A 19,396-nucleotide genomic window follows, 5' to 3' on the forward strand; every position below is an offset into this window, starting at 1 on the left:
AACTTTTGCGAAAAACGACATTAGTCGCGTGTAATACGGTTCACACTCTTCAAACGACGCAGCTTTTTCATCACGCGCGCCAAGTGAATACGGTCAGTCACTGTCACTTCCATATGGACATTCGCTAGCTGGCCTTCGTGCTCACTAATATCAATGGCAACAACATCCGCGCCTATGCCGGAAGCAGTAGTAGCAAGCTCGGCAATAATGCCACGGTGCGACTCAACCTGAACGGTCAGATTAACACTGAACTCTTCGTCTAAGTTGTCTGACCATTCCAAGTAGATACACTTCTCTGGATCATCACGCAGGTAGCCTATATTACGGCAATCGGTCTGATGGATAACTAAACCACGGCCGGTACTGATATGACCAATAATCGAGTCACCCGGGATAGGTAAACAGCATTTCGCATACTGCAGCACCATACCCTCGGTACCTTTAATCGACATCGGTTTCTGGCGGCGGTTAGACTCGTCGTCATCGCCACTCACTTGCAACTCTTCTTCCGGGCGAAGTCTACGCGCAACTACATACGCCATGCGATTGCCCAGGCCGATATCTTCTAGCAAGTCTTCCATGCTATCCAATTCAGCTTCTTGGAGGAGCTCACGCAGTTTGAACGGATCGATATCGTTTAAAGTTGCACCATAATTGGCGAGGAACTGATTTAACAAGCGCTGGCCTAGCTCAACAGACTCGTGACGCTGTTGATTTTTCAGGTAGTGGCGAATCGCTGTACGCGCTTTACCTGTGACAACAAAGTTGAGCCATGCCATATTTGGCTGAGCACTTGGAGTGGTAATAATTTCAACGGTTTGACCGTTTTCTAACGGCTGAGATAGTGGCGCTAATCGGCGATTAATACGGCAAGAGACGCAAGAGTTACCGACATCGGTATGGACCGCATAGGCGAAATCGACCGCTGTCGCACCACTTGGTAGTTCCATAATCTTACCGAGCGGCGTAAAGACATACACCTCATCAGGAAACAGATCGGTCTTAACGCTATCGATAAACTCCATCGAGTTACCGGCACTTTGGTGCATCTCTAATAAGCCTTGCACCCATTTACGTGCGCGCTTATAGCTACCTAATGCACTATCAGACGCATCTAACTCTTCTTCGTTCTTGTAGTGGCTATGCTCAGCAATCCCCTGATTGGCTACTGCATCCATTTCATGGGTACGAATCTGTACCTCGATGGTGATATCGCGTGCACCGAACAGATCCGTGTGTAGTGACTGATAGCCGTTGGCTTTAGGGATCGCGATATAGTCTTTAAAGCGGTCGTGCACCGGCTTATACAAGTTATGCACAGCACCAAGTGTACGGTAACAGTCATCAACCGAGTCGGTCACGATACGGAAAGCAAATACGTCCATGATCTCAGAGAAGGACTTACGCTGCGCCTTCATCTTGGAGTAAATGCTGTAAAGGTGTTTCTCTCGACCGGTAACTGTACCGCTCAACCCCTCTTTCTGGAGGCGTTTTTCGATCGTTTCCTGAATTGAGCTAATCACATCTTTACGCTGACCACGCGCTTGAACCACTGCTCGACGGATATGCTTAGCACGCATTGGGTAATGCGCTTGGAAAGCCAGATCTTCTAACTCCACCTGCACATCACGCATACCTAAGCGCGCGGCAATCGGTGCATAGATATCCAACGTTTCGCGGGCTATACGACGCTGCTTGTGCCCTGGCATCGCTCCCAAAGTACGCATATTGTGAAGACGGTCCGCCAATTTCACCAAAATAACTCGGATATCTTCCGCCATCGCCAACACCATCTTCTGAAAGTTGCTGGCTTGGGCTTCGGCTTTGGTTTCAAACTCTAGGTGGGTCAGTTTAGATACACCGTCAACGATGTCGGCAACGGCTTTACCAAACTGGGATTCTATCCCTTCGTAGGCAATCTCGGTATCTTCAATAACATCGTGCAGCATGGCAGCCATCAGGCTCTGATGGTCCATGCGCAGTTCTGCAAGAATATTTGCAGCGGCAAGGGGGTGAGTTACATAAGGTTCACCACTTTTACGCTTCTGACCATCGTGGGCCTGTTCGGCATAAAAATAGGAACGACGCACCTGCTGAATCTGCTCCAGATCCAGATAATCATTCAGGCGTTGAGAAAGTGCGTCAATGGTCGGCATTGCCCCTCCAGTGCTACAAACAAATAAATGCACAGTACATCTGATGATGCCGCATTCATTCTGCTAGGAAAAGACCTAATCAAGGAATTACTAACGAATTTACCAACAAGTATAAACACAAACGCCCCGCATGATAGCGAGGCGTTTGATGTAGCGATGATCTAAACGCTTAGTCGCGTTCGATTTCATCCAAAATTGAGCGGTCAGTGTGACCTTCTGCAATTTCACGTAGAGCAACAACGGTTGGTTTGTCGTTTTCCCACTCTACTTTTGCTTCTTTACCGCCAGTAGCAAGCTGACGTGCGCGCTTAGCAGCAACCATAACCAACTGAAAACGGTTATCTACGTTTTCTAGGCAATCTTCAACGGTAACTCGTGCCATGGGGGTAACCTCAGAATTCGGTACATTAAAAAGACCGCGCAGTTTACCTGCATATGCAGCTTATGACAATAGAGAACTCAACAGTTCGCGACAACGCTCTTGTTGCTGAGCGATCTGCATACGCTGCGACAGGAATACACCGTGCAACTCACGCAGTGCCTGATCAAAATCATCGTTGATCACAAGGTAATCGTACTCGCCGTAATGACTCATTTCGCTCGCCGCTTCAGACATACGCAGATTGATCACATCATCACTGTCCTGTCCACGGTTAGTCAGGCGTTCCTGTAGCGCTTCACGGGATGGAGGCAGAATGAAAATAGACAGGCATTCAGGCATCAGACGGCGGATCTGCTGAGCACCCTGCCAATCGATCTCTAGGATCACATCTTTACCTTGCTCTAGCTGATCCTCAACCCAACGCTGGGAGGTGCCGTACTTATTGGTAAATACTTCAGCAAATTCAAGGAAATCAGATGCTTCAATCATCTGATTGAACTCATCCATAGACACGAAATTGTAGTCCACACCGTTTGTTTCGCCCGGACGCATGTTCCGAGTGGTGTGGGATACTGATACGACAATATCATTATCCTGTTTTAGCATCGCCTTAACGAGACTGGTTTTACCCGCTCCCGAAGGAGCCGAAACAACATATAACGTGCCTTTAGCCATGTGATTTCTCATACTCAAATTGAAGCAGCAAACCGTCTTGCTGCAGGGCTATTATAAGATCTTTCCCCTTTTTCACCATGAAAACAGGCTAAATAAGCGATTTAAAACTACGAATCGTGAGGAAATACGGGCCTTTCAGCGATAAATACTATATGATCGAAAGTACTTATGACTCAAACTTTGTACGACGGTTTACTTTGATGCGCTGGATTTCAGCCTCAGCAGGTTTTGTAACAGCTTTACCCAAGCGTCACCAGCGCGCACTTATAGCCTTAGCAGCAATGCTTCTAGTGGCGGCTTTTCTACCCTCCGGCGATCGCCCTCATTCGTCCACACCTTTATCTTTAGAACACCTTGTGGACACTGAAGCTCCGATCTTCGAGCAACCAAAATTTAGCATTCGTCAGCTAAAAGCCCCTTGGGCTTTTGACAGCGTACCAGCCGCCGAAACCCTGCTGGTACCTGATACCGGCAGCAACGGTTACCAATACATCGTTCGTAAAGGCGATACCTTGGGTAAGATTTTTGAGCGCTTACACCTGCCTCAAAAAACCATGTACCAACTACTCGAAACCGACTTAAACGTTCTAGCATTGGATAACCTAATGCCGGGGCACACTTTAGTTTTTGAAAAACAGAATCAAAAACTGCAGCGTTTCGAGCTGCAATTCAGCCTTGCCCACAAAGTGGTTTATACCCGTAAAGGCGACAGCTTCGAGTTTGAAGAAGTGCGAATCGAAGGGGATTGGAAAGACAAGCTGATCCACGGTGAGATCCAATACAGCTTTACCGGTTCTGGTAAAAAAGCGGGTCTAACTCAAGCTGAAGCACAATCGATTACCCAAGTACTCAAACAACGCGTGGACTTCCGCCGTGATATCCAACGTGGTGATAAGTTTGAAGTGCTCGTTTCTCGGCAATATATTGATGGCGAAGCAACCGGCAACACAAAAGTTGAGGCGATCAGAATCAAGAACCGCCACAACATCAGCGCATTCCTATTTGAAGATAACTACTACGACGAAAAAGGCCGTAACTTAGAGAAAGCCTTCCAACGCTATCCGTTTAACGGCAAATACCGCCTATCTTCCAACTTCAATCCAAGACGTCGTCATCCAGTTACCGGCCTTATCCGCCCGCACAACGGCACCGACTTCGCCATGCGAATCGGCACGCCAGTAGTAACTACCGGTGATGGTGTGGTAACCCGTGTAGTTCGCCATAAATACGCTGGCCTCTATATAGAGATCAAACACGGTCAGAGCTACAAAACCCGTTACCTTCACCTACATAGATCCTATGTAGTTAAAGGCCAACGAGTTAAACGCGGTCAAAAGATCGCCTTATCCGGCAACACGGGCCGCTCAACCGGTGCACACCTGCACTTCGAACTACATAAAAACGGCCGCCCTGTGAACGCAATGAAAGCAAAAATTCCAATTGCAGTATCGCTCACAGGAAAGAAAAAGAGCGCGTTCGAACGCCAGCTTAAAGACTACATTGCTCGCTTAGATCAGCCTAAAAATGAGCAACAACTGGCTTTGAGTAATAAAAATGAGAAAAGCGTACAGAGTACGCTTTAATTATCACATTTACTCTACTCATTCCTACAAATCCAGCCCTATTGGCTAGTTAAACGCATTCCTAATTAGAAAGAAAACGCTTCACTTTTGCTTCTATTTTTTGCCCTAACCAGAAGCTACCCACAAAGCTTAGATGGTTGTTATCCTGATAAATATTTATCCCGTCAACTACAGTACGACATCTAGACATCGAATGATCGCAGATATAATCCGAAGGAATTATTGGCAACACCCCTTCACTTGCTAGGGATGAGATTACTGTATTAGTGAACTCCAATCTGGACATAATATCTGGATAAGCGACGTTATTTTCACAGCTTTCACCCACAGCGGTAACCCATTTAGGTTTAAGGTTACATCCCCTTATGTTCTTACCTATTAAAGGAGGCTGCGAGAAAACAATAACCTTAGACCCATAACTTCTAATTTTCTCTATGGTCAAAGGTAAACTCTCCCTAAAAACGCCTCTAGATCGTTCGTAAGAATAATCAGAATCGATTTCATCCTGTAAAAAGCGTCTTTTAAAGGTTTCAGTGCCATATCTGTTCGATTCAAAAAACCACATCCAACGGCTGGATATCACTACAACATCATAGCCTTTACTAATCTCCTGCTCCCATTGCAAAATGGCTTTTTTACATAATTCATCTTTAGATGTATTGCCTCTTTCAACAATGCGTTTAACTCCAAAAATAGGCAAACAACCTGGGTGGCTCATTGATGTCACTTCCCACTGAAAACTATCCGATAGAAAATGCATCGCACCATATAAATGTCTAGCGTGGCTATCACCTATGACCAAAACCCTTTCATTAACTAATTCAGCTTTTAAGATTGTTTGCCTAGTATTAAAGGAAGTTTTGATATCTTCGATTAAGTCTACATTTACAGAGAGTTTAAAATCCTTAGGATTTTTAGCATCAACTCTAAACCAAAGCCCATCAAACTTTACTATTAGAGAAGAAAGGCATATCAATAAAAGAGCAAATATTCCTATAGCATGAAAGAAAGCTTTTGGTTTTGGTAATGAAACATGTCCAGAACCTAATCTAAAAGGCTGCTCAATATATCTATATAAACCCCAAGCAGAAATTAACGAAAGAAATAGCAAACCAAATTTAACTGGGAGTAGTACGTGACCAACGTAATAATCAACAAAAACCCAAATAGGCCAATGAACTAAGTAAAGCGAATAAGATATCAAACCGATCCAGACCAAAGGCTTACACCCCAAAACTATCTGAATCCATTTTTCTTTTCGACAACTTATAATTAGTGCGGCTCCAACTGCAGGCAGAATTGCATTAAAGCCAGGAAACGGCATAGCTTTGTTAAAACCGACGATGGTAAAACAGGTAATTGCCAAACCTAGGAAGGCCCCTAAAGAATATACCCACCGTTTAAAATCAAACCGCTCTAGTAAAATACAAGCAGCCCCCAGGCTAAATTCTAAAATCCTAAAGGGCATTAAAAAGAAAACAGCATCTGGGTCTTTTTGAAGATAATACTCGCCGTAAACTGTAAATAAAAAACCTACAACGAGTAAAAACAGTATAGAAAAGCCGTAATTAGGCCTAATTTTATATAAAAGCAGCAGAATAAAAGGCCATATAAAATAAAACTGTTCTTCAACAGACAAGGACCAAAAATGTAAAAGGGGCTTTAAATCTGAAGAAACATCAAAATAACCCGATTCCGACCAGAAAAAGAAATTCGATAGCGAGAATAGAGCAAATATCGACGACTTCGCCGCCCTTAGCAAATCATCTGGAGTGAACAATAAACATGATACTAAAACAGTGATAACGATAGTAAAAAAAGCTGCTGGAAGCAGTCTTCTAACTCGCCGATAGAAGAAATTTCGAAGATCAAAGGTTCCTTTCTCTAAGTTTAATAGAATATTTTTCGTAATCAGATAGCCTGAGATTACAAAAAAAATATCAACCCCAACAAAACCTCCTTGAAAGAACTGAAATTTGAAATGAAATAATATTACCGAAATAACAGCAATGGCCCTAAGGCCATCAATCTCTTTAACATAAGAGAGAGTTCTTTTCGTTTCAGTACGCTTGAACTGAACATCACTTTCAGCCCTAGCACAAGAAGGTTTATGCATACTTACTACTTAACTCACTAACTATTTTCAAAAGTCTGATTTAATATTCGTTCTAAAATTAAATCACTCTATATTCTGGATCTGCTCACGCATCTGCTCGATTAGCACTTTCAGCTCAACCGCACACTGAGTCGTACTCGCAACAATCGATTTAGAAGATAGGGTATTCGCTTCGCGGTTTAGCTCCTGCATAAGGAAGTCTAAGCGACGGCCGATTGGGCCTTTTTGTTTTAGGACACGACGTACTTCTTGTACGTGTGTATCTAGACGGTCCATCTCTTCATCGACGTCGGCTTTTTGTGCTAGAAGTGCGATCTCTTGTTCAACGCGGCCTTCATCTAGCTCTACTTTTAGCTCCGCTAAACGCTGATGCAAATTATCGCGTTGGTTTTGCAGAATTTGCGGCATCTTTTCGCGAACTTCTTTGACGATTTCGCTGATCGCATCTAGGCGCTGATTGATCAGTGTAGCGAGCTCAACACCTTCGCGGCCGCGGCCTTCGATTAGATCTTTAAGTGCTGCACCGAAAAGATCTTTCGCAGATTTTTTAACTAGGTCCATATCTAGCTTGGTGTCTTGCAATACACCAGGCCAGCGCAGCAGTTCTAGGGGATCAAGCGCTTGATGTTCTTTCAGCATTCCTTGAATCTGTTCAGCTGCTTGTACAACTTCTTGTGCATAAGCTGGGTTAACCACCAGCTGTTGAACTTTGGCTTCTGGGTTGAAGCGCAGAGTACATTCAACTTTACCGCGGCTTAGATTTTTACGTAGCTGCTCACGCAGAAAACCTTCGAGCTCTTTTAGGTTTTCCGGTAAACGCAGGTGAGGTTCCAGATAACGATGGTTAACGGAACGGATCTCCCAACTTAGAGATCCCCATTCGTGCTCGGCTTCCTGTCGAGCAAAAGCTGTCATGCTACGTGTCATATTGTTCATTCTCGATTAAAATGCATCATTAATTCGCATTGTAACAGCCTAGCTCGGCAGTGCCACGCTATGGCAGACCAGAATATTGATAAAGGACAGGCATGAGTTCATCTATTTCAGAACAGCTGCAAACTCTTGGTATTAAGAAGCACCGCCCAAGCGGACGTGAAAATGATCAGATGCGTGAAGTTAAGATCACTCGTAACTTTACTATGCACGCTGAAGGCTCCGTTTTAGTTGAGTTTGGTAATACAAAGGTGCTTTGTACTGCAACTGTAGAGCGCGGTGTGCCTCGTTTCTTGCGCGGTTCTGGCCAAGGCTGGATTACTGCTGAGTACGGCATGTTGCCTCGTTCTACAACGTCTCGTAACGGTCGTGAAGCGGCTAAAGGCAAACAAGGCGGTCGTACTGTAGAGATCCAGCGTCTAATCGGTCGTTCTCTACGTGCTGCGCTTAACCTTAAAAAACTAGGCGAAAACACGATCACTCTAGACTGCGACGTTTTGCAGGCGGATGGCGGTACACGTACAGCGTCCATCACGGGTGCTTATGTTGCCCTTCAAGATGCGATTAACGTGCTTAAGCAAGATAAGAACGGCGCTATGAAAGGCGACCCAATGGTGCAGAAGATCGCTGCAGTGTCTGTAGGCATCTATGAAGGCGAGCCTGTTCTAGATTTGGATTACGCGGAAGATAGCAAAGCTGAAACCGATATGAACGTGATCATGACCGGTGATGGCGGCTTTATCGAAGTGCAAGGTACCGCTGAAGGCGCGCCTTATACTCAGGACGAGTTGAACGCGATGTTGGATCTAGCACGCAAAGGTATCTCTGAGCTGATCGATCTGCAGCAAAAAGCTTTGGCTGAATAAACCTTCAGCCCATTAAAAAAGGAGCCTACCGGCTCCTTTTTTGTTTTCTAAATCGTCTTAATCAAAATCGTAATCGATGATGATTGGCGCGTGTTCACTGAACATCTGATCACGATAGATCTGCGCATTTTTAACGGTCTTACGCAGGCTAGCTGAGGTGATCTGATAATCCAAGCGTGCACCTTCGTTCAACTTACGGGCACGGTTGTAATCAGGCCACCAGCTGAATTGACGTTCCGCTTTGTTGATCTGACGGAAAGCATCAATATAGCCCATCTCGTCAAAGATCTCGGCCATCCACTCACGCTCTTGCGGCAGAAAGCCGGAAACCGTCTGGTTAGCGTACCAGTTACTCAGATCGACTGGCTTGTGGGCAATGTTGGTCGTACCACAGAAGATAAACTCTCTACGCTTACGCAGGGTTTTATTTAGGTGACCGATAAAGTCGACCATAAAGTCTTCTTTCTGCTTTTGAGCCTCTTCACCTTTCAAACCAGAAGGCAGGCAGAATGAGCCAACACTGACATCATCAAAGTCCGCTTGAATAAAACGGCCGTGCTGATCACACAACTCGAAACCCAAACCTGTCATAATCGCTTTAGGAATGGTACGGCTGTATATAGCTACGCCACTGTAGCCATCTTCCCAGGCATCAAAGAAGTATGAGTGATAACCTTCTGGGTGGTAGCGTTCGTCATCAAGTTGATATTCTTTCGCCCGCAGATCCTGCAAGCAAACAACATCAGCATCTTGACGGACCATCCAGTCAAAAAAACCGTTTTCAGTAGCTTGTTCAATACCTTGAGCATTGAATGTGATGACGCGCATAGAAGGTGTTCCTGTCCGTTATCAGACTTATCTATTATTTTTAGCGATTGCTCGAATTGTATAGGGAAGTTAAGCAAATTGAAATTTTTTGAGTGTTCGTTGAACAATGGAGACTCTGTGCTTCGGCTGGTAGAATAGCCGCAAAATTTTTACCCCTTTCCCAGCGGAGTTTGCCATGCAGGATTACCAGCGCGAGTTTATTGAGTTTGCTATCGAACAGAACGTACTACGTTTTGGCGAGTTCACGCTTAAATCTGGCCGTACTAGCCCTTATTTTTTCAATGCCGGTCTTTTCAACACAGGTACTGCGCTAGCTAAGCTTGGCCGCTTTTACGCTCAGGCGATCAAAGACTCTGGCGTGAACTATGATGTACTGCTTGGCCCTGCGTACAAAGGTATTCCGCTAGCAGCAACAACAGCGGTAGCCCTATCTGATCAGCACGGTGATGATGTTCCTTACGTATTCAACCGTAAAGAAGCGAAAACTCACGGTGAAGGCGGTAGCCTTGTAGGTGCACCTCTAGAAGGTGGCGTGATGATCATCGATGATGTAATCACTGCAGGCACAGCGATTCGTGAAGTAATGGAGATCATCGATCAAGCGGGTGCAAAACCTGCTGGCGTTGTAATTGCACTTAACCGTCAAGAGAAAGGTAAAGGCGAGCTATCTGCGATTCAAGAAGTAGAGCGCGACTACAACATGCCAGTAATCAGCATCGTTAGTCTAGGTGATCTGATTGATTACCTGACTGAAAAAGGCGATATGGCAACTGAACTTGAAGCGATTCGTAAATACCGCGACGAATACGGTATCTAAGTTTTGCTTTAACGGAGCTGCTCTTTACTGGGCAGCTCTGATCACGACCTTCCTCGAAGCACCATCCAAACCAGTACCACCACAGTAGCCCGTGCTATCGATTGTCCAGAAATCACCTTCTGGCGATGTCACTGTCCGATAAAACACTTCTGATCGACACCCTTGCAGACCATTGATATTAAAGGTGTCGCTGGCGGCGGGCCCTGGCCAATAATCAACTTGTGCTGGAGGGCTCCCGACTGCAGCTGAAGCCACACAGCCAGATGCGCCGTTACCTAAACAGGTTAGTTCTAACTCTATCCCCGTTTGCGCTGCTGTAATCGCCCTAGCACCAAGAAATTCTTGCGCCGTCACATCTTGGCTAAGCGCAAAGAAACGGCTCATACCGGCAATGATGACCGCTAACACGGTGATCACGAAGATAGCCGAGATAAGGCCCAACCCACGCTGTTTAGATTTCAGTGCGACTACAGGCAGTTTATGGGACATTTCTCACCTGCACCTCAAATTGAACTCGGATACTTTCTCGTGTCGTATCCCTGCTGGTTAGTACCTGATCCTCTACAAACAGATCAAACAGAACAATGCCGTTACGCAGCAATGTCGCTTCACTGTAGGTAAAGGCATCGTTATCCGCCGGGCTTACAACATCACTGGCTAGCAGCGCTTCCTGTGGCTCTGCTAGATTGGCAAATAAAGTAGCGCCTGTAGGCTGGGTAATCGCATAAGTGTAAGCGCTACCACTTACTCCCTGAAAACGATAGAGGTCACTCCCCACCACACAAAAACTCACCGGCTCATCAACAATAAAGTAACGTTTTGAAGGTGAATCCGCAGGAAAACGGTGGGTAGAGGTTAATAATACATCCACCGTACCCGATCCTGAAGCCAATGCACTACTGACACTGATCATAGGTGAGATAATCGACCAGCTATCCAGATCGTAAATTGGGTTTTGCCCTGCAGGTCTGCCAGGTTCATCTACTGTATTGGTATCTATAGGGTATACAGCAACACGGCCGAGATCAGGCGATGTAGCAAAAGGTACTGAGCTAAATGCTGACGATGCCGAAACAGCCGTAAGCGGCACAGAGATATATCGAGAGGCCGCCAAAGCAGGAATAAACTCTAAACAATTCCCTGAATCACCGACACGGATACTATTCGGTAGTGCGTTTCTTATCTCTCGCGCCATACGTTCAACCGCAACTCGTGCCGCAGATGAAAGCTGATCACGCCGCGTCAGATCCGCATAGCCTTGCATGGTTGAAGTAATAAAGCCTACGGTTACCAGAGAGATAATCCCCAACAAGGTAATAACGACAATTAATTCAATCAGTGTAAAACCGCTTTGACGACGCATCAGTAGTTACCCCGCAAAGCACTAAACACCACAGGGCTCTGCCCCGTATTTGCTGGAGGCGTAACGGTAACGATAACTTGTTTGACTAACTCAGAATCAGAACCTGAGAAATAGCTGCTTCCGACATAAGTCACCTGAACAGAGACTTCATATCCTTCGTAAGGCTGAATTCCGCCCGGTGTTACAAGCGCATTGAATAAACCAACCGCATTCTCCGTTAAGCCATGATAGTCATCGACATCATCAAACTCTTCACGGGATTCACCATCTTTACTGGTAATCGGCGCACCTGCATTCACGCCAAATTGAGCTTCGGGTGTACAAGGGTCACAAGGAGGGCTACCACCTAAAGGGGTAAGTTCATCGTAGCGGCGTGACAAAATTTCTTCGAGGTAAGCCTGCCCAAGATAGGACACTTTAGTTTGCCACATGACATCAGCACTATGGCGGGCAATGGTGCCCCAACCTGCTATAGCTGCTGTGAGAGCTATGGCAATAATCACAATAGTGATGACTACTTCAACTAATGAGAAGCCTCGTTCAGCGACAGGTCGTTTCATAAGTATACCCTGTCAGTGAAAGACAATAGTCGCCATTGTCATCGGTAAATTGCAGACTGCTATCAACCTCTTGACTGTCATCAGGAAAGCTAGCAGCAGAATTTAGAACAACATTGTTATCAACTCGGATCATGTCGCCCAGTTGGTTATACATCACCACTAGGTTTTGCCCAGATGACAGACTGCCAGATTCTGAGCCCGATACTAAGGACGCAGTGTAGGATAAGACCGTATTCGCCGTGATCTCAGCATTGAGCGCGGGAGGGGTAATGCTTGTAGGTGGTGTTGCATCTGAAGTGTCAGCGTCAATCAACAAAGAAATCTGCCATTGAGTATTAGAAGAGCGTTCTAACACCCAATAAACGGAAGAGGCATGCTGCGCTAAAGCGGCTTTTTGCGCTAAACGCAGCGAACCCATGATGGCACTGCGCAACGCTAGTTCATCGTAACGAGCAACATTACCAATTCGAGGGATAGCAACAGCTGAGAGAATACCCAGCAGCACGATAACAACAGCAATCTCGACCAGCGTAAAACCACGCTGGCGAGATTTAGAGCAGCATTGCCTAGATAGATCAGGACCGTTACTGCTCATAAGGACTTTCTACTTATTGATCGGTACCAGTAACATCAACGTTACCGTTCTCAGAGTTGTAAGTAATTACGCGATCAACAGCTGGATCAACTGCTGTGTTTTGAGTGCTATACGTAAACGTACAATTAGGACCACCGCCAGCAGCTTGATAGTCAATACCATTACCTGGTGCTGGAGCGCCTGTAGAAGCCACTGGACGATTACCTTGTAATACACTATCCCAAACTTCCACACAGTCAGCTGCTTGAAGAACGGCTAGGTTAGCAGGAGGCGAGCCATCTTCGGCAACAGGGTAGCCTGTATTGTTCACAACAACACTTATATTACCATCTAACTGAACTGATGCTCCCGATGCAGCATTGTCTACTACAGCTCTAGCTTTTGCTAAAGCAACACCTGCAGCAAAACCACCTGCAGTACCTCTTACAGCTGCATTATGTGCATCGCCTGTAACATTAATAAATCGTGGTAACGCAACCGCAGCCAAAATGCCCAACAGAGCAATCACTACGACTAATTCAATGATTGTAAAACCAGCTTGCTTTTTCATGGAACTCTTTGCTCCTGGGTTTATTATGTTTGCAATTATTTGATTTTTAACAAATTAGCACTCAGTTGTATAGTTAATCTGCTTGCCAATCAAACTTATATAACGGCTTTAGAGTTGCCGCAGTGGCCAATCCTGTTTTAGAGGCGCCATTTTGCAAACGAATCTCGATCCTAAAAGGAATTAAATCAGCCTGCATAAATTTGTTTTCTAAGTTGTCAGTGCGTTTAGCCTTATAAACCAACCAACGCTTATCCGTAACAAAATACCAACGCTCCCCTTCTGCATTCAGCAGATCACTATAGGTCATTTCGCCGGCATAGTTCGATGGTTTGTGCTGTATAAAATCTACCGGATTTTGCTTGGCAATATCATCGGGCGAAACGACCTGTTGCTCTGCAAACCAGTAGGCGACTTTTAGCGTTATCTGCGCCTGAATATTATCGCGACTACCTTCAAATGAAACACGCTCGACATCTTCTATCAGCAGTTCCAATCGTTGCAGTGCAAATGCCATTAACACCGTTATGATAAAAATTGAAACCGTTAGTTCCAATAGCGAAAAACCACTACATCTCCGTTGCAATTTTTATCCTCCCTAACCATTAATGGTAGTACTTAACTCCCACAATGGCAGGAACACACCTAAGGCCAAGACCAATACCATAGCCCCTATTGCGATAATCAAAATAGGTTCGATAGCACTGGTTAAGTTCTTCAGATCGTACTCAACTTCCTGTTCGTAAAAACCTGCGGCCTCTTCAAGCATCTGATCTACTCGACCAGTTTCTTCACCGACCGCTAACATCTGCATCACTAGAGGGCTGAACATTTCCGTCTGATGAGCAGTTTGAGTAAAGGACTCACCGCGTTCAATCCCCTGGCGCATACCCGCAACTTTTTTTCCTATATAACGATTGCCAACCGCGTTAGCAACGATCGATAATCCTTGTTCTATAGGCACACCTGCTTTCAAAACGATACTGAAAGTACGAGAGAACCTACCGAGGATCACTCTGTAGAATATCGGCCCGACAATAGGAAACTTCAGTTTTCTTCGATCCCACGTCATGTGGCCTTTTTCTGTTCGCTTCCACCGATAGAAAGCAAACACACCCAGACTGATTCCGATAAGAATGGCGTACCACCAATCCACCGTAAAATCAGAGAGTGTAATTAACGCTTGTGTCTGCCAAGGAATTTCACCACCGAAGCTTTCGAATACAGATTTAAAAGCAGGGATTACAAAGATATTAATAATGGCTACAGCAGCAGAGATAGCAATCAAGACAAACAACGGATACCGAGTTGCTTGTTTAATATTTTTAACTGTCTGCCTTTCCAACTCGAGGTAGGCAGCCATTTGTCTAAACGCATCATCCAACTGACCGGTATTTTCACCTACGTGGATCATGCTGATATACAGCTCATTAAAGACCTTAGGGTGTTTGGCTAAGGCCGAAGACAGTGCATGACCCTTTTCAAGATCATCCGCCAACTGCGAAAGTGTTTCTGTCAGCAAAGGGTTTGTCACTGTATTAGCCAAACCACGCATGGCTCGGGTAATTGGCACACCCGCTTTGGTTAAGCTATACATCTGCCGACTAAACATGATCAATTCATCCAGAGAGATCTTCTGGAATAGTTTTATCTGGACCTCTTTACTACCCTTTTTCTCAACGACCTTTTCAGCGACTTTAATCGTAATTGGGATGATACCATCGGCATTTAACTGCGATGCAGCCAAAGACGATGTACCAGCTTCAAGCTGGCCATTCACTTCAACACCTTCGCGGTTTCGTCCTCGATAACTGTATATCGCCATAGGTTTATCTCGTTCGCTTATTCCAGTTCAAAACCGGAACTAGGTTGTGCTGGTGCGTCTTCAACAGATGGTGCATCAAGATACATCGATTCATCCAACTGTTCTGTCACTCGGAATACTTCCTCAAGAGAAGTAACGCCCGCTATCGCCAGATCTAATGCACTATAAACTAGCGGTTTATAGTGAGGATCTGTTTTCGCTGCCACAGTGAACGCAGAACTGTCATCACGTCTTAATGCATCAGCCATGGCATCATTGATCTCTAACAGCTCAAAAATACCGGTTCGGCCTTTGTAACCCGTATTATTACAGTAGGTACAACCGCGGCCTTTTTTCAATTCGATATCATCGAGGCCTAGTTCTTCCTGACGTTCGTTTAGCCACAACTGTTCTTGACCCGTTGGATGGTAGTGCTGGCTACAGTTATCACAAATTTTTCGTACTAAACGCTGCGCTAGAATGCCATTCAACGCAGACGCAGCTAGATAGCCTTCAATACCAATATCTGTCAAACGCATGGCACTGGATACGGCATCATTGGTGTGTAAGGTCGACAGTACAAAGTGACCTGTCATTGCAGCTCGCAATGCAATCTCTGCGGTCTCTTTATCTCGAATCTCACCAACCAAAAGAATATCCGGGTCCTGACGCAAGGTTGCACGTAATACCGTGGAGAAATCCAAACCAATATTCGGCTGCACCTGCACCTGATTAATACGTGGTAGGCGGTACTCGACCGGATCTTCTACGGTAATGATCTTTTTCTGATGACTGTTTAGTTCATTCAATGCGCCATACAAAGTGGTTGTCTTACCACTACCGGTAGGACCTGTTACCAATAAGATACCGTGAGGCTCATTAATCATCTTACGTAAACGCGGCAGCATATGATCTGGCAAGCCAACCTTATCTAAACCGATAATTCCGCCGGATTGGTCAAGTAGACGCATTACTACCGACTCACCGAACTGAATTGGCAAAGTAGACATACGAACATCAACGCTATGACCAGAAACATTGATGTTAAAGCGACCATCTTGCGGTAGACGCTTCTCCGAAATATTCAGAGACGCCATTAGCTTTAATCTGAGTACCAATGCAGAAGAGATACGTTTCTCTTTCATTACGTGCTCATGCAACACGCCATCAACACGCTGACGGATACGTAATACGCTTTCGTCCGGCTCAATATGGATATCGGAAGCACCAACCTGTACTGCGTCTTCAAATAAGCTTTTCAGTAACTTAACAACCGGAACATCTACTTCATCGGTTGCGGTAAGCGCAGCAAGATCAAAGGCATCATCAGCGATCTCTTCGTTTAGCTGATCAGCAAGGTCCTCAATATCGCTGGTTTTACGATAAAGCAGATCCATGGACTGCAGTAACTGGGCTTCTGATACCACCGCCTGTTCAATAGGCTTTGGCAAAGCTCTTTGCAACTCGTCAAACGCAAAGATGTCCATAGGATCGGACATACCCACCAAGAAGTGGTCAACGTCTTCTTTTAATACTAGGGCACGGAATCGACGAGCCTGAGTTTCCGGCAGGCGCAGTACATCTTCTTGATTAAAGGAGTAATGGGTTAGATCAACCAGAGGAATATTCAGCTGCTGCGACAGGAATTCTAAAAACTGCTGTTCCTGTACATATCCCATGGTAACCAGTGTTTTACCCAGCTTTTGGCGTGTTTCTTTTTGGCGGCCTAAAGCTTCCATCAACTGTGGTTCAGTAATTACACCATTCTGAACTAGCAAGTCACCAATTCGGATTTTCATTTTAGGTGCAGCCATTCAGCCCCTTCCTCCTAGCGCCCAGACAGCGCTTGTATACGCTGCTGTGCATATTGTTTCAAACTACTATCGATCGACGGAATCTGCATTGCACTTTGATATGCATTCCGTGCATCTTGGAAGCGCTGAGATTGCTCAAACGCATATCCCAATCCAACCCACCAACGAGGCACCTGATTGTTAAATTGCAAAAGCTGATAATAATTTTGCGCAGCTTTTGTGTAATTGCCATCCTGCTGGTACGCACTCGCCAATAATTCATAGAACTCAGCATCTTGATTCATCGCAGGCTTATCTTTTTCCAGTAAGGAAGCTGCTTGAGCCTGCTGGCCTGAGGTTAGCCAAATACGAGCCTGAAGCTTGCGCAAAGCGGCATCCGATGGAAATAACGCTAAACTATCAGACAATAAACGCTCTGCTTTGGATTGATTATTAGTCGACAAATACAGCGTCGCCAATAAACGCCTCGACGCTAGAGATTTGGTTGACTGCCCCGCTATGCTTTTCAGTAATAAGGTTTCTGCATCAGCCAGCTTACCTTGATTTATCAAACGTCTAGCTCGATCAGCAGACTGCTGATCCGACAGTTTTACCGTTGCTTTAGTGACAGGTTTACTTGGCCGGGTCTTTTCAACCATCGCATCGTTTGGGTGCGCAACTTGTAACTCTTCTCCCGATTTAATCCCGTTAGGCTTTTTGACAACCTCTTCTACTTGCTCAGGTACTTCAGTTTGCTCTTCTGAATTACTGTCTTCAGAAGCCACTTCTGTCACAGTAGCCCTTTCTACAGGTTTAACACTTGGCTCTTTAGCCATCACACCTAAAACTAGTGTTGTCGGTGCTTGTTGGACCCGGAAGGCGAACAGACTATCGCGCTGAGTTGTTACGGTAAGTAAAGCACGATCGGATTCGCTATTAAGGTCTACGCGTTTTACTAAGCCATTACTGACGCGAGGCACTGCTGTCTGTATGATCGCATCATCAAAAGCGATAACGATTACATTTTTATTTTGGCTGACCACTTGGACATCAGCAGAACCATCTAGACGAACAACAAGATCTCCACCTTGATTCGTCCCAGCCCACTTTATCTCAGTAATAACAGCACGACTTGGCTCAATAGGTTCTACTTTAGGCTCCGCAACGACAGTCGTAGCTGGAGTTGGCACAACCGCTTGGGTTATAGGCTGATCTGTAGTTTTTCCTAAAGATGGGGCTGATTGAACGTCATTATTAACAACCGCAGGCGACGAAGACTGATCTTGCCAAAGCAGCCAAGCAGTCATTAACAACGCACTCACCCCGATTACCCATAAAAATAATCGCGGCAAGTTATTGGGCTTATCCGCCTCAACAAATTGAGCAGCCTTAACACTCGACTGATTACCAGGAACACTGGCAGGGCGTTCATTGCGCTGTTCCAGATCCCTGAGCATATCGTTAACTAAGCTCACTAGTTAATACCCAAGTAAACGAAGGTAGCTGTTGCCGCAAACAGTAAACCAACAAGTCCCCAGATTAATGGCTGTGGGTTTTTCGGAATGGAGATACCTTGGGTATCATCAATCGCTCTAGAAACATGACTGCCATCAACTTTAAGGTCGCCTTTACCGTAGGCGGCCATCAGCGATTTATGACTCAAAATATTGATCAAACGCGGAGTACCCCCTGACGCTTGGGCAATTTTTTTTGCAGCATCACGCTTAAACAGAGACATCCCCTGAAAACCTGCTCGCTGAACACGCTGATCAATGTAATGCTCTACCGCTTCGCTATCCAGATGGCTGAGCTCATAACTAAAGGTGATTCGCTGCAACAACTGCCGCAAAGACTTTTTACCCAATAGTTCATCCAGTTCCGGCTGACCGAACAGCACTACCTGAAACAACTTTGCAGATTCGGTCTCTAGGTTAGTAAGTAAGCGTAATGCCTCAATTGTTTCTTCCGGAATGGCTTGCGCTTCATCGACCAGTAACACCACTTTACGACCCGTTTGAGCAAGCTCGATCAATTTGTGGTTAATCGCATTCAACAGATCAAAGTGTTCGACACCCGAAACATCTAAACCAATCTCTTGAGCAAAGCTCTTATGGAATTCATCGGGACTTAGATAAGGGTTTGGAATATAAGCCGTGACATATTCGTCACCTTCCAACGCATTCAGTAGCTTACGGCAAAGCAGGGTTTTACCTGTACCAACTTCGCCAACCACTTTTACAAAGCCATCCCCGCCGGCAAGGGCGACCATAATTAAGTTCAACGCTTCATGATGCGTTGGCATATTTAAAAAGAAATGCGTGTTTGGTGTCAGAGTGAACGGCAGTTCACTCAGACCAAAATGTTCAGTGTACATCCAG

At 45.4% G+C, this 19,396-nt stretch carries 19 protein-coding genes and 1 pseudogene; 3 read left to right on the plus strand and 17 right to left on the minus strand.

The genetic code is table 11. The features are described from left to right. Positions 1 to 20: 20 nt before the first annotated feature. The 3 genes from ACMXYN_RS17110 to gmk all read right to left on the minus strand — a co-directional run bounded on the left by ACMXYN_RS17110 (position 21) and on the right by gmk (position 3,213). Complete coding sequence (locus ACMXYN_RS17110; RefSeq protein WP_415892825.1) at positions 21 to 2,156, minus strand: RelA/SpoT family protein; 2,136 nt, start codon at positions 2,154 to 2,156, stop codon at positions 21 to 23. 169 nt (positions 2,157 to 2,325) lie between these two features. Continuing rightward, a complete protein-coding gene (gene rpoZ, locus ACMXYN_RS17115; protein WP_415892826.1) occupies positions 2,326 to 2,538 on the minus strand; it encodes a DNA-directed RNA polymerase subunit omega in 213 nt (70 codons plus the stop codon). 60 nt (positions 2,539 to 2,598) lie between these two features. Further along, on the minus strand, positions 2,599 to 3,213 hold the full coding sequence (gene gmk / locus ACMXYN_RS17120) for a guanylate kinase (RefSeq protein ID WP_415892827.1): 615 nt from the start codon (positions 3,211 to 3,213) through the stop codon (positions 2,599 to 2,601). A 200-nt stretch (positions 3,214 to 3,413) separates the two neighbouring features. On the opposite strand from gmk, the gene ACMXYN_RS17125 reads away from it, so the two are divergent. Next, positions 3,414 to 4,796: a peptidoglycan DD-metalloendopeptidase family protein gene (locus ACMXYN_RS17125; RefSeq protein ID WP_415892828.1), complete on the plus strand. Its 1,383-nt coding sequence runs from the start codon at positions 3,414 to 3,416 to the stop codon at positions 4,794 to 4,796. A 61-nt stretch (positions 4,797 to 4,857) separates the two neighbouring features. On the opposite strand, the gene ACMXYN_RS17130 is transcribed toward ACMXYN_RS17125, so the two are convergent. Both ACMXYN_RS17130 and ACMXYN_RS17135 read right to left on the minus strand, forming a co-directional pair. After that, positions 4,858 to 6,912: an acyltransferase family protein gene (locus ACMXYN_RS17130; protein WP_415892829.1), complete on the minus strand. Its 2,055-nt coding sequence runs from the start codon at positions 6,910 to 6,912 to the stop codon at positions 4,858 to 4,860. A 63-nt stretch (positions 6,913 to 6,975) separates the two neighbouring features. Next, the gene (locus ACMXYN_RS17135; protein WP_415886253.1) at positions 6,976 to 7,839 is read right to left on the minus strand and encodes a YicC/YloC family endoribonuclease; all 864 of its coding nucleotides are present in this window, start codon (positions 7,837 to 7,839) and stop codon (positions 6,976 to 6,978) included. Positions 7,840 to 7,940: 101 nt separating this feature from the next. Here ACMXYN_RS17135 and rph point away from each other — a divergent pair, with 101 nt between their 5' ends. Beyond that, positions 7,941 to 8,711, plus strand: coding sequence for a ribonuclease PH (gene rph / locus ACMXYN_RS17140; protein ID WP_415882842.1), 771 nt, complete (start codon positions 7,941 to 7,943; stop codon positions 8,709 to 8,711). Positions 8,712 to 8,768: 57 nt separating this feature from the next. Here rph and ACMXYN_RS17145 read toward each other — a convergent pair whose 3' ends face one another. Next, positions 8,769 to 9,539, minus strand: a complete 771-nt coding sequence (locus ACMXYN_RS17145) for an exodeoxyribonuclease III (RefSeq protein WP_415882843.1) — start codon at positions 9,537 to 9,539, stop codon at positions 8,769 to 8,771. A gap of 175 nt (positions 9,540 to 9,714) precedes the next feature. Between ACMXYN_RS17145 and pyrE the strand changes: the two genes are divergently transcribed. Further along, positions 9,715 to 10,356, plus strand: coding sequence for an orotate phosphoribosyltransferase (gene pyrE / locus ACMXYN_RS17150; RefSeq protein ID WP_415882844.1), 642 nt, complete (start codon positions 9,715 to 9,717; stop codon positions 10,354 to 10,356). A 24-nt stretch (positions 10,357 to 10,380) separates the two neighbouring features. Here the strand turns inward: pyrE and ACMXYN_RS17155 are convergent, their stop codons facing one another. The 11 genes and pseudogenes from ACMXYN_RS17155 to ACMXYN_RS17205 form a co-directional block, all read right to left on the minus strand. After that, a complete protein-coding gene (locus ACMXYN_RS17155; protein ID WP_415892830.1) occupies positions 10,381 to 10,845 on the minus strand; it encodes a hypothetical protein in 465 nt (154 codons plus the stop codon). Continuing rightward, on the minus strand, positions 10,835 to 11,719 hold the full coding sequence (locus ACMXYN_RS17160) for a type II secretion system protein J (RefSeq protein ID WP_415892831.1): 885 nt from the start codon (positions 11,717 to 11,719) through the stop codon (positions 10,835 to 10,837). Before ACMXYN_RS17160 ends, ACMXYN_RS17155 begins: the two co-directional genes overlap by 11 nt. Further along, positions 11,719 to 12,279: a prepilin-type N-terminal cleavage/methylation domain-containing protein gene (locus ACMXYN_RS17165; RefSeq protein WP_415892832.1), complete on the minus strand. Its 561-nt coding sequence runs from the start codon at positions 12,277 to 12,279 to the stop codon at positions 11,719 to 11,721. The genes ACMXYN_RS17160 and ACMXYN_RS17165 overlap by 1 nt, the downstream gene beginning before the upstream one ends. After that, a complete protein-coding gene (locus tag ACMXYN_RS17170; RefSeq protein WP_415892833.1) occupies positions 12,260 to 12,874 on the minus strand; it encodes a Tfp pilus assembly protein FimT/FimU in 615 nt (204 codons plus the stop codon). Before ACMXYN_RS17170 ends, ACMXYN_RS17165 begins: the two co-directional genes overlap by 20 nt. Before the next feature lie 13 nt (positions 12,875 to 12,887). Beyond that, positions 12,888 to 13,424: a Tfp pilus assembly protein FimT/FimU gene (locus ACMXYN_RS17175; RefSeq protein ID WP_415892834.1), complete on the minus strand. Its 537-nt coding sequence runs from the start codon at positions 13,422 to 13,424 to the stop codon at positions 12,888 to 12,890. Positions 13,425 to 13,497: 73 nt separating this feature from the next. Beyond that, positions 13,498 to 13,938 carry a hypothetical protein gene (locus tag ACMXYN_RS17180; RefSeq protein WP_415894517.1) on the minus strand — a complete coding sequence of 147 codons (441 nt, stop codon included), beginning with the start codon at positions 13,936 to 13,938 and terminating at the stop codon, positions 13,498 to 13,500. Between the two features lie 15 nt (positions 13,939 to 13,953). Next, a pseudogene (locus tag ACMXYN_RS17185) lies at positions 13,954 to 14,007 on the minus strand (hypothetical protein); the annotation flags it as partial. A 12-nt stretch (positions 14,008 to 14,019) separates the two neighbouring features. Further along, the gene (locus ACMXYN_RS17190) at positions 14,020 to 15,246 is read right to left on the minus strand and encodes a type II secretion system F family protein (protein WP_415892835.1); all 1,227 of its coding nucleotides are present in this window, start codon (positions 15,244 to 15,246) and stop codon (positions 14,020 to 14,022) included. Between the two features lie 17 nt (positions 15,247 to 15,263). Next, a complete protein-coding gene (locus ACMXYN_RS17195) occupies positions 15,264 to 17,039 on the minus strand; it encodes a GspE/PulE family protein (protein ID WP_415892836.1) in 1,776 nt (591 codons plus the stop codon). Positions 17,040 to 17,053: 14 nt separating this feature from the next. Continuing rightward, complete coding sequence (locus ACMXYN_RS17200; protein ID WP_415892837.1) at positions 17,054 to 18,493, minus strand: tetratricopeptide repeat protein; 1,440 nt, start codon at positions 18,491 to 18,493, stop codon at positions 17,054 to 17,056. Continuing rightward, positions 18,493 to 19,392: an ExeA family protein gene (locus ACMXYN_RS17205; RefSeq protein WP_415892838.1), complete on the minus strand. Its 900-nt coding sequence runs from the start codon at positions 19,390 to 19,392 to the stop codon at positions 18,493 to 18,495. The genes ACMXYN_RS17200 and ACMXYN_RS17205 overlap by 1 nt, the downstream gene beginning before the upstream one ends. Positions 19,393 to 19,396: the final 4 nt, after the last annotated feature.

This window comes from Neptuniibacter sp. PT8_73, from assembly GCF_047778045.1.
Classification (GTDB): Bacteria; Pseudomonadota; Gammaproteobacteria; order Pseudomonadales; family Balneatricaceae; genus Neptuniibacter.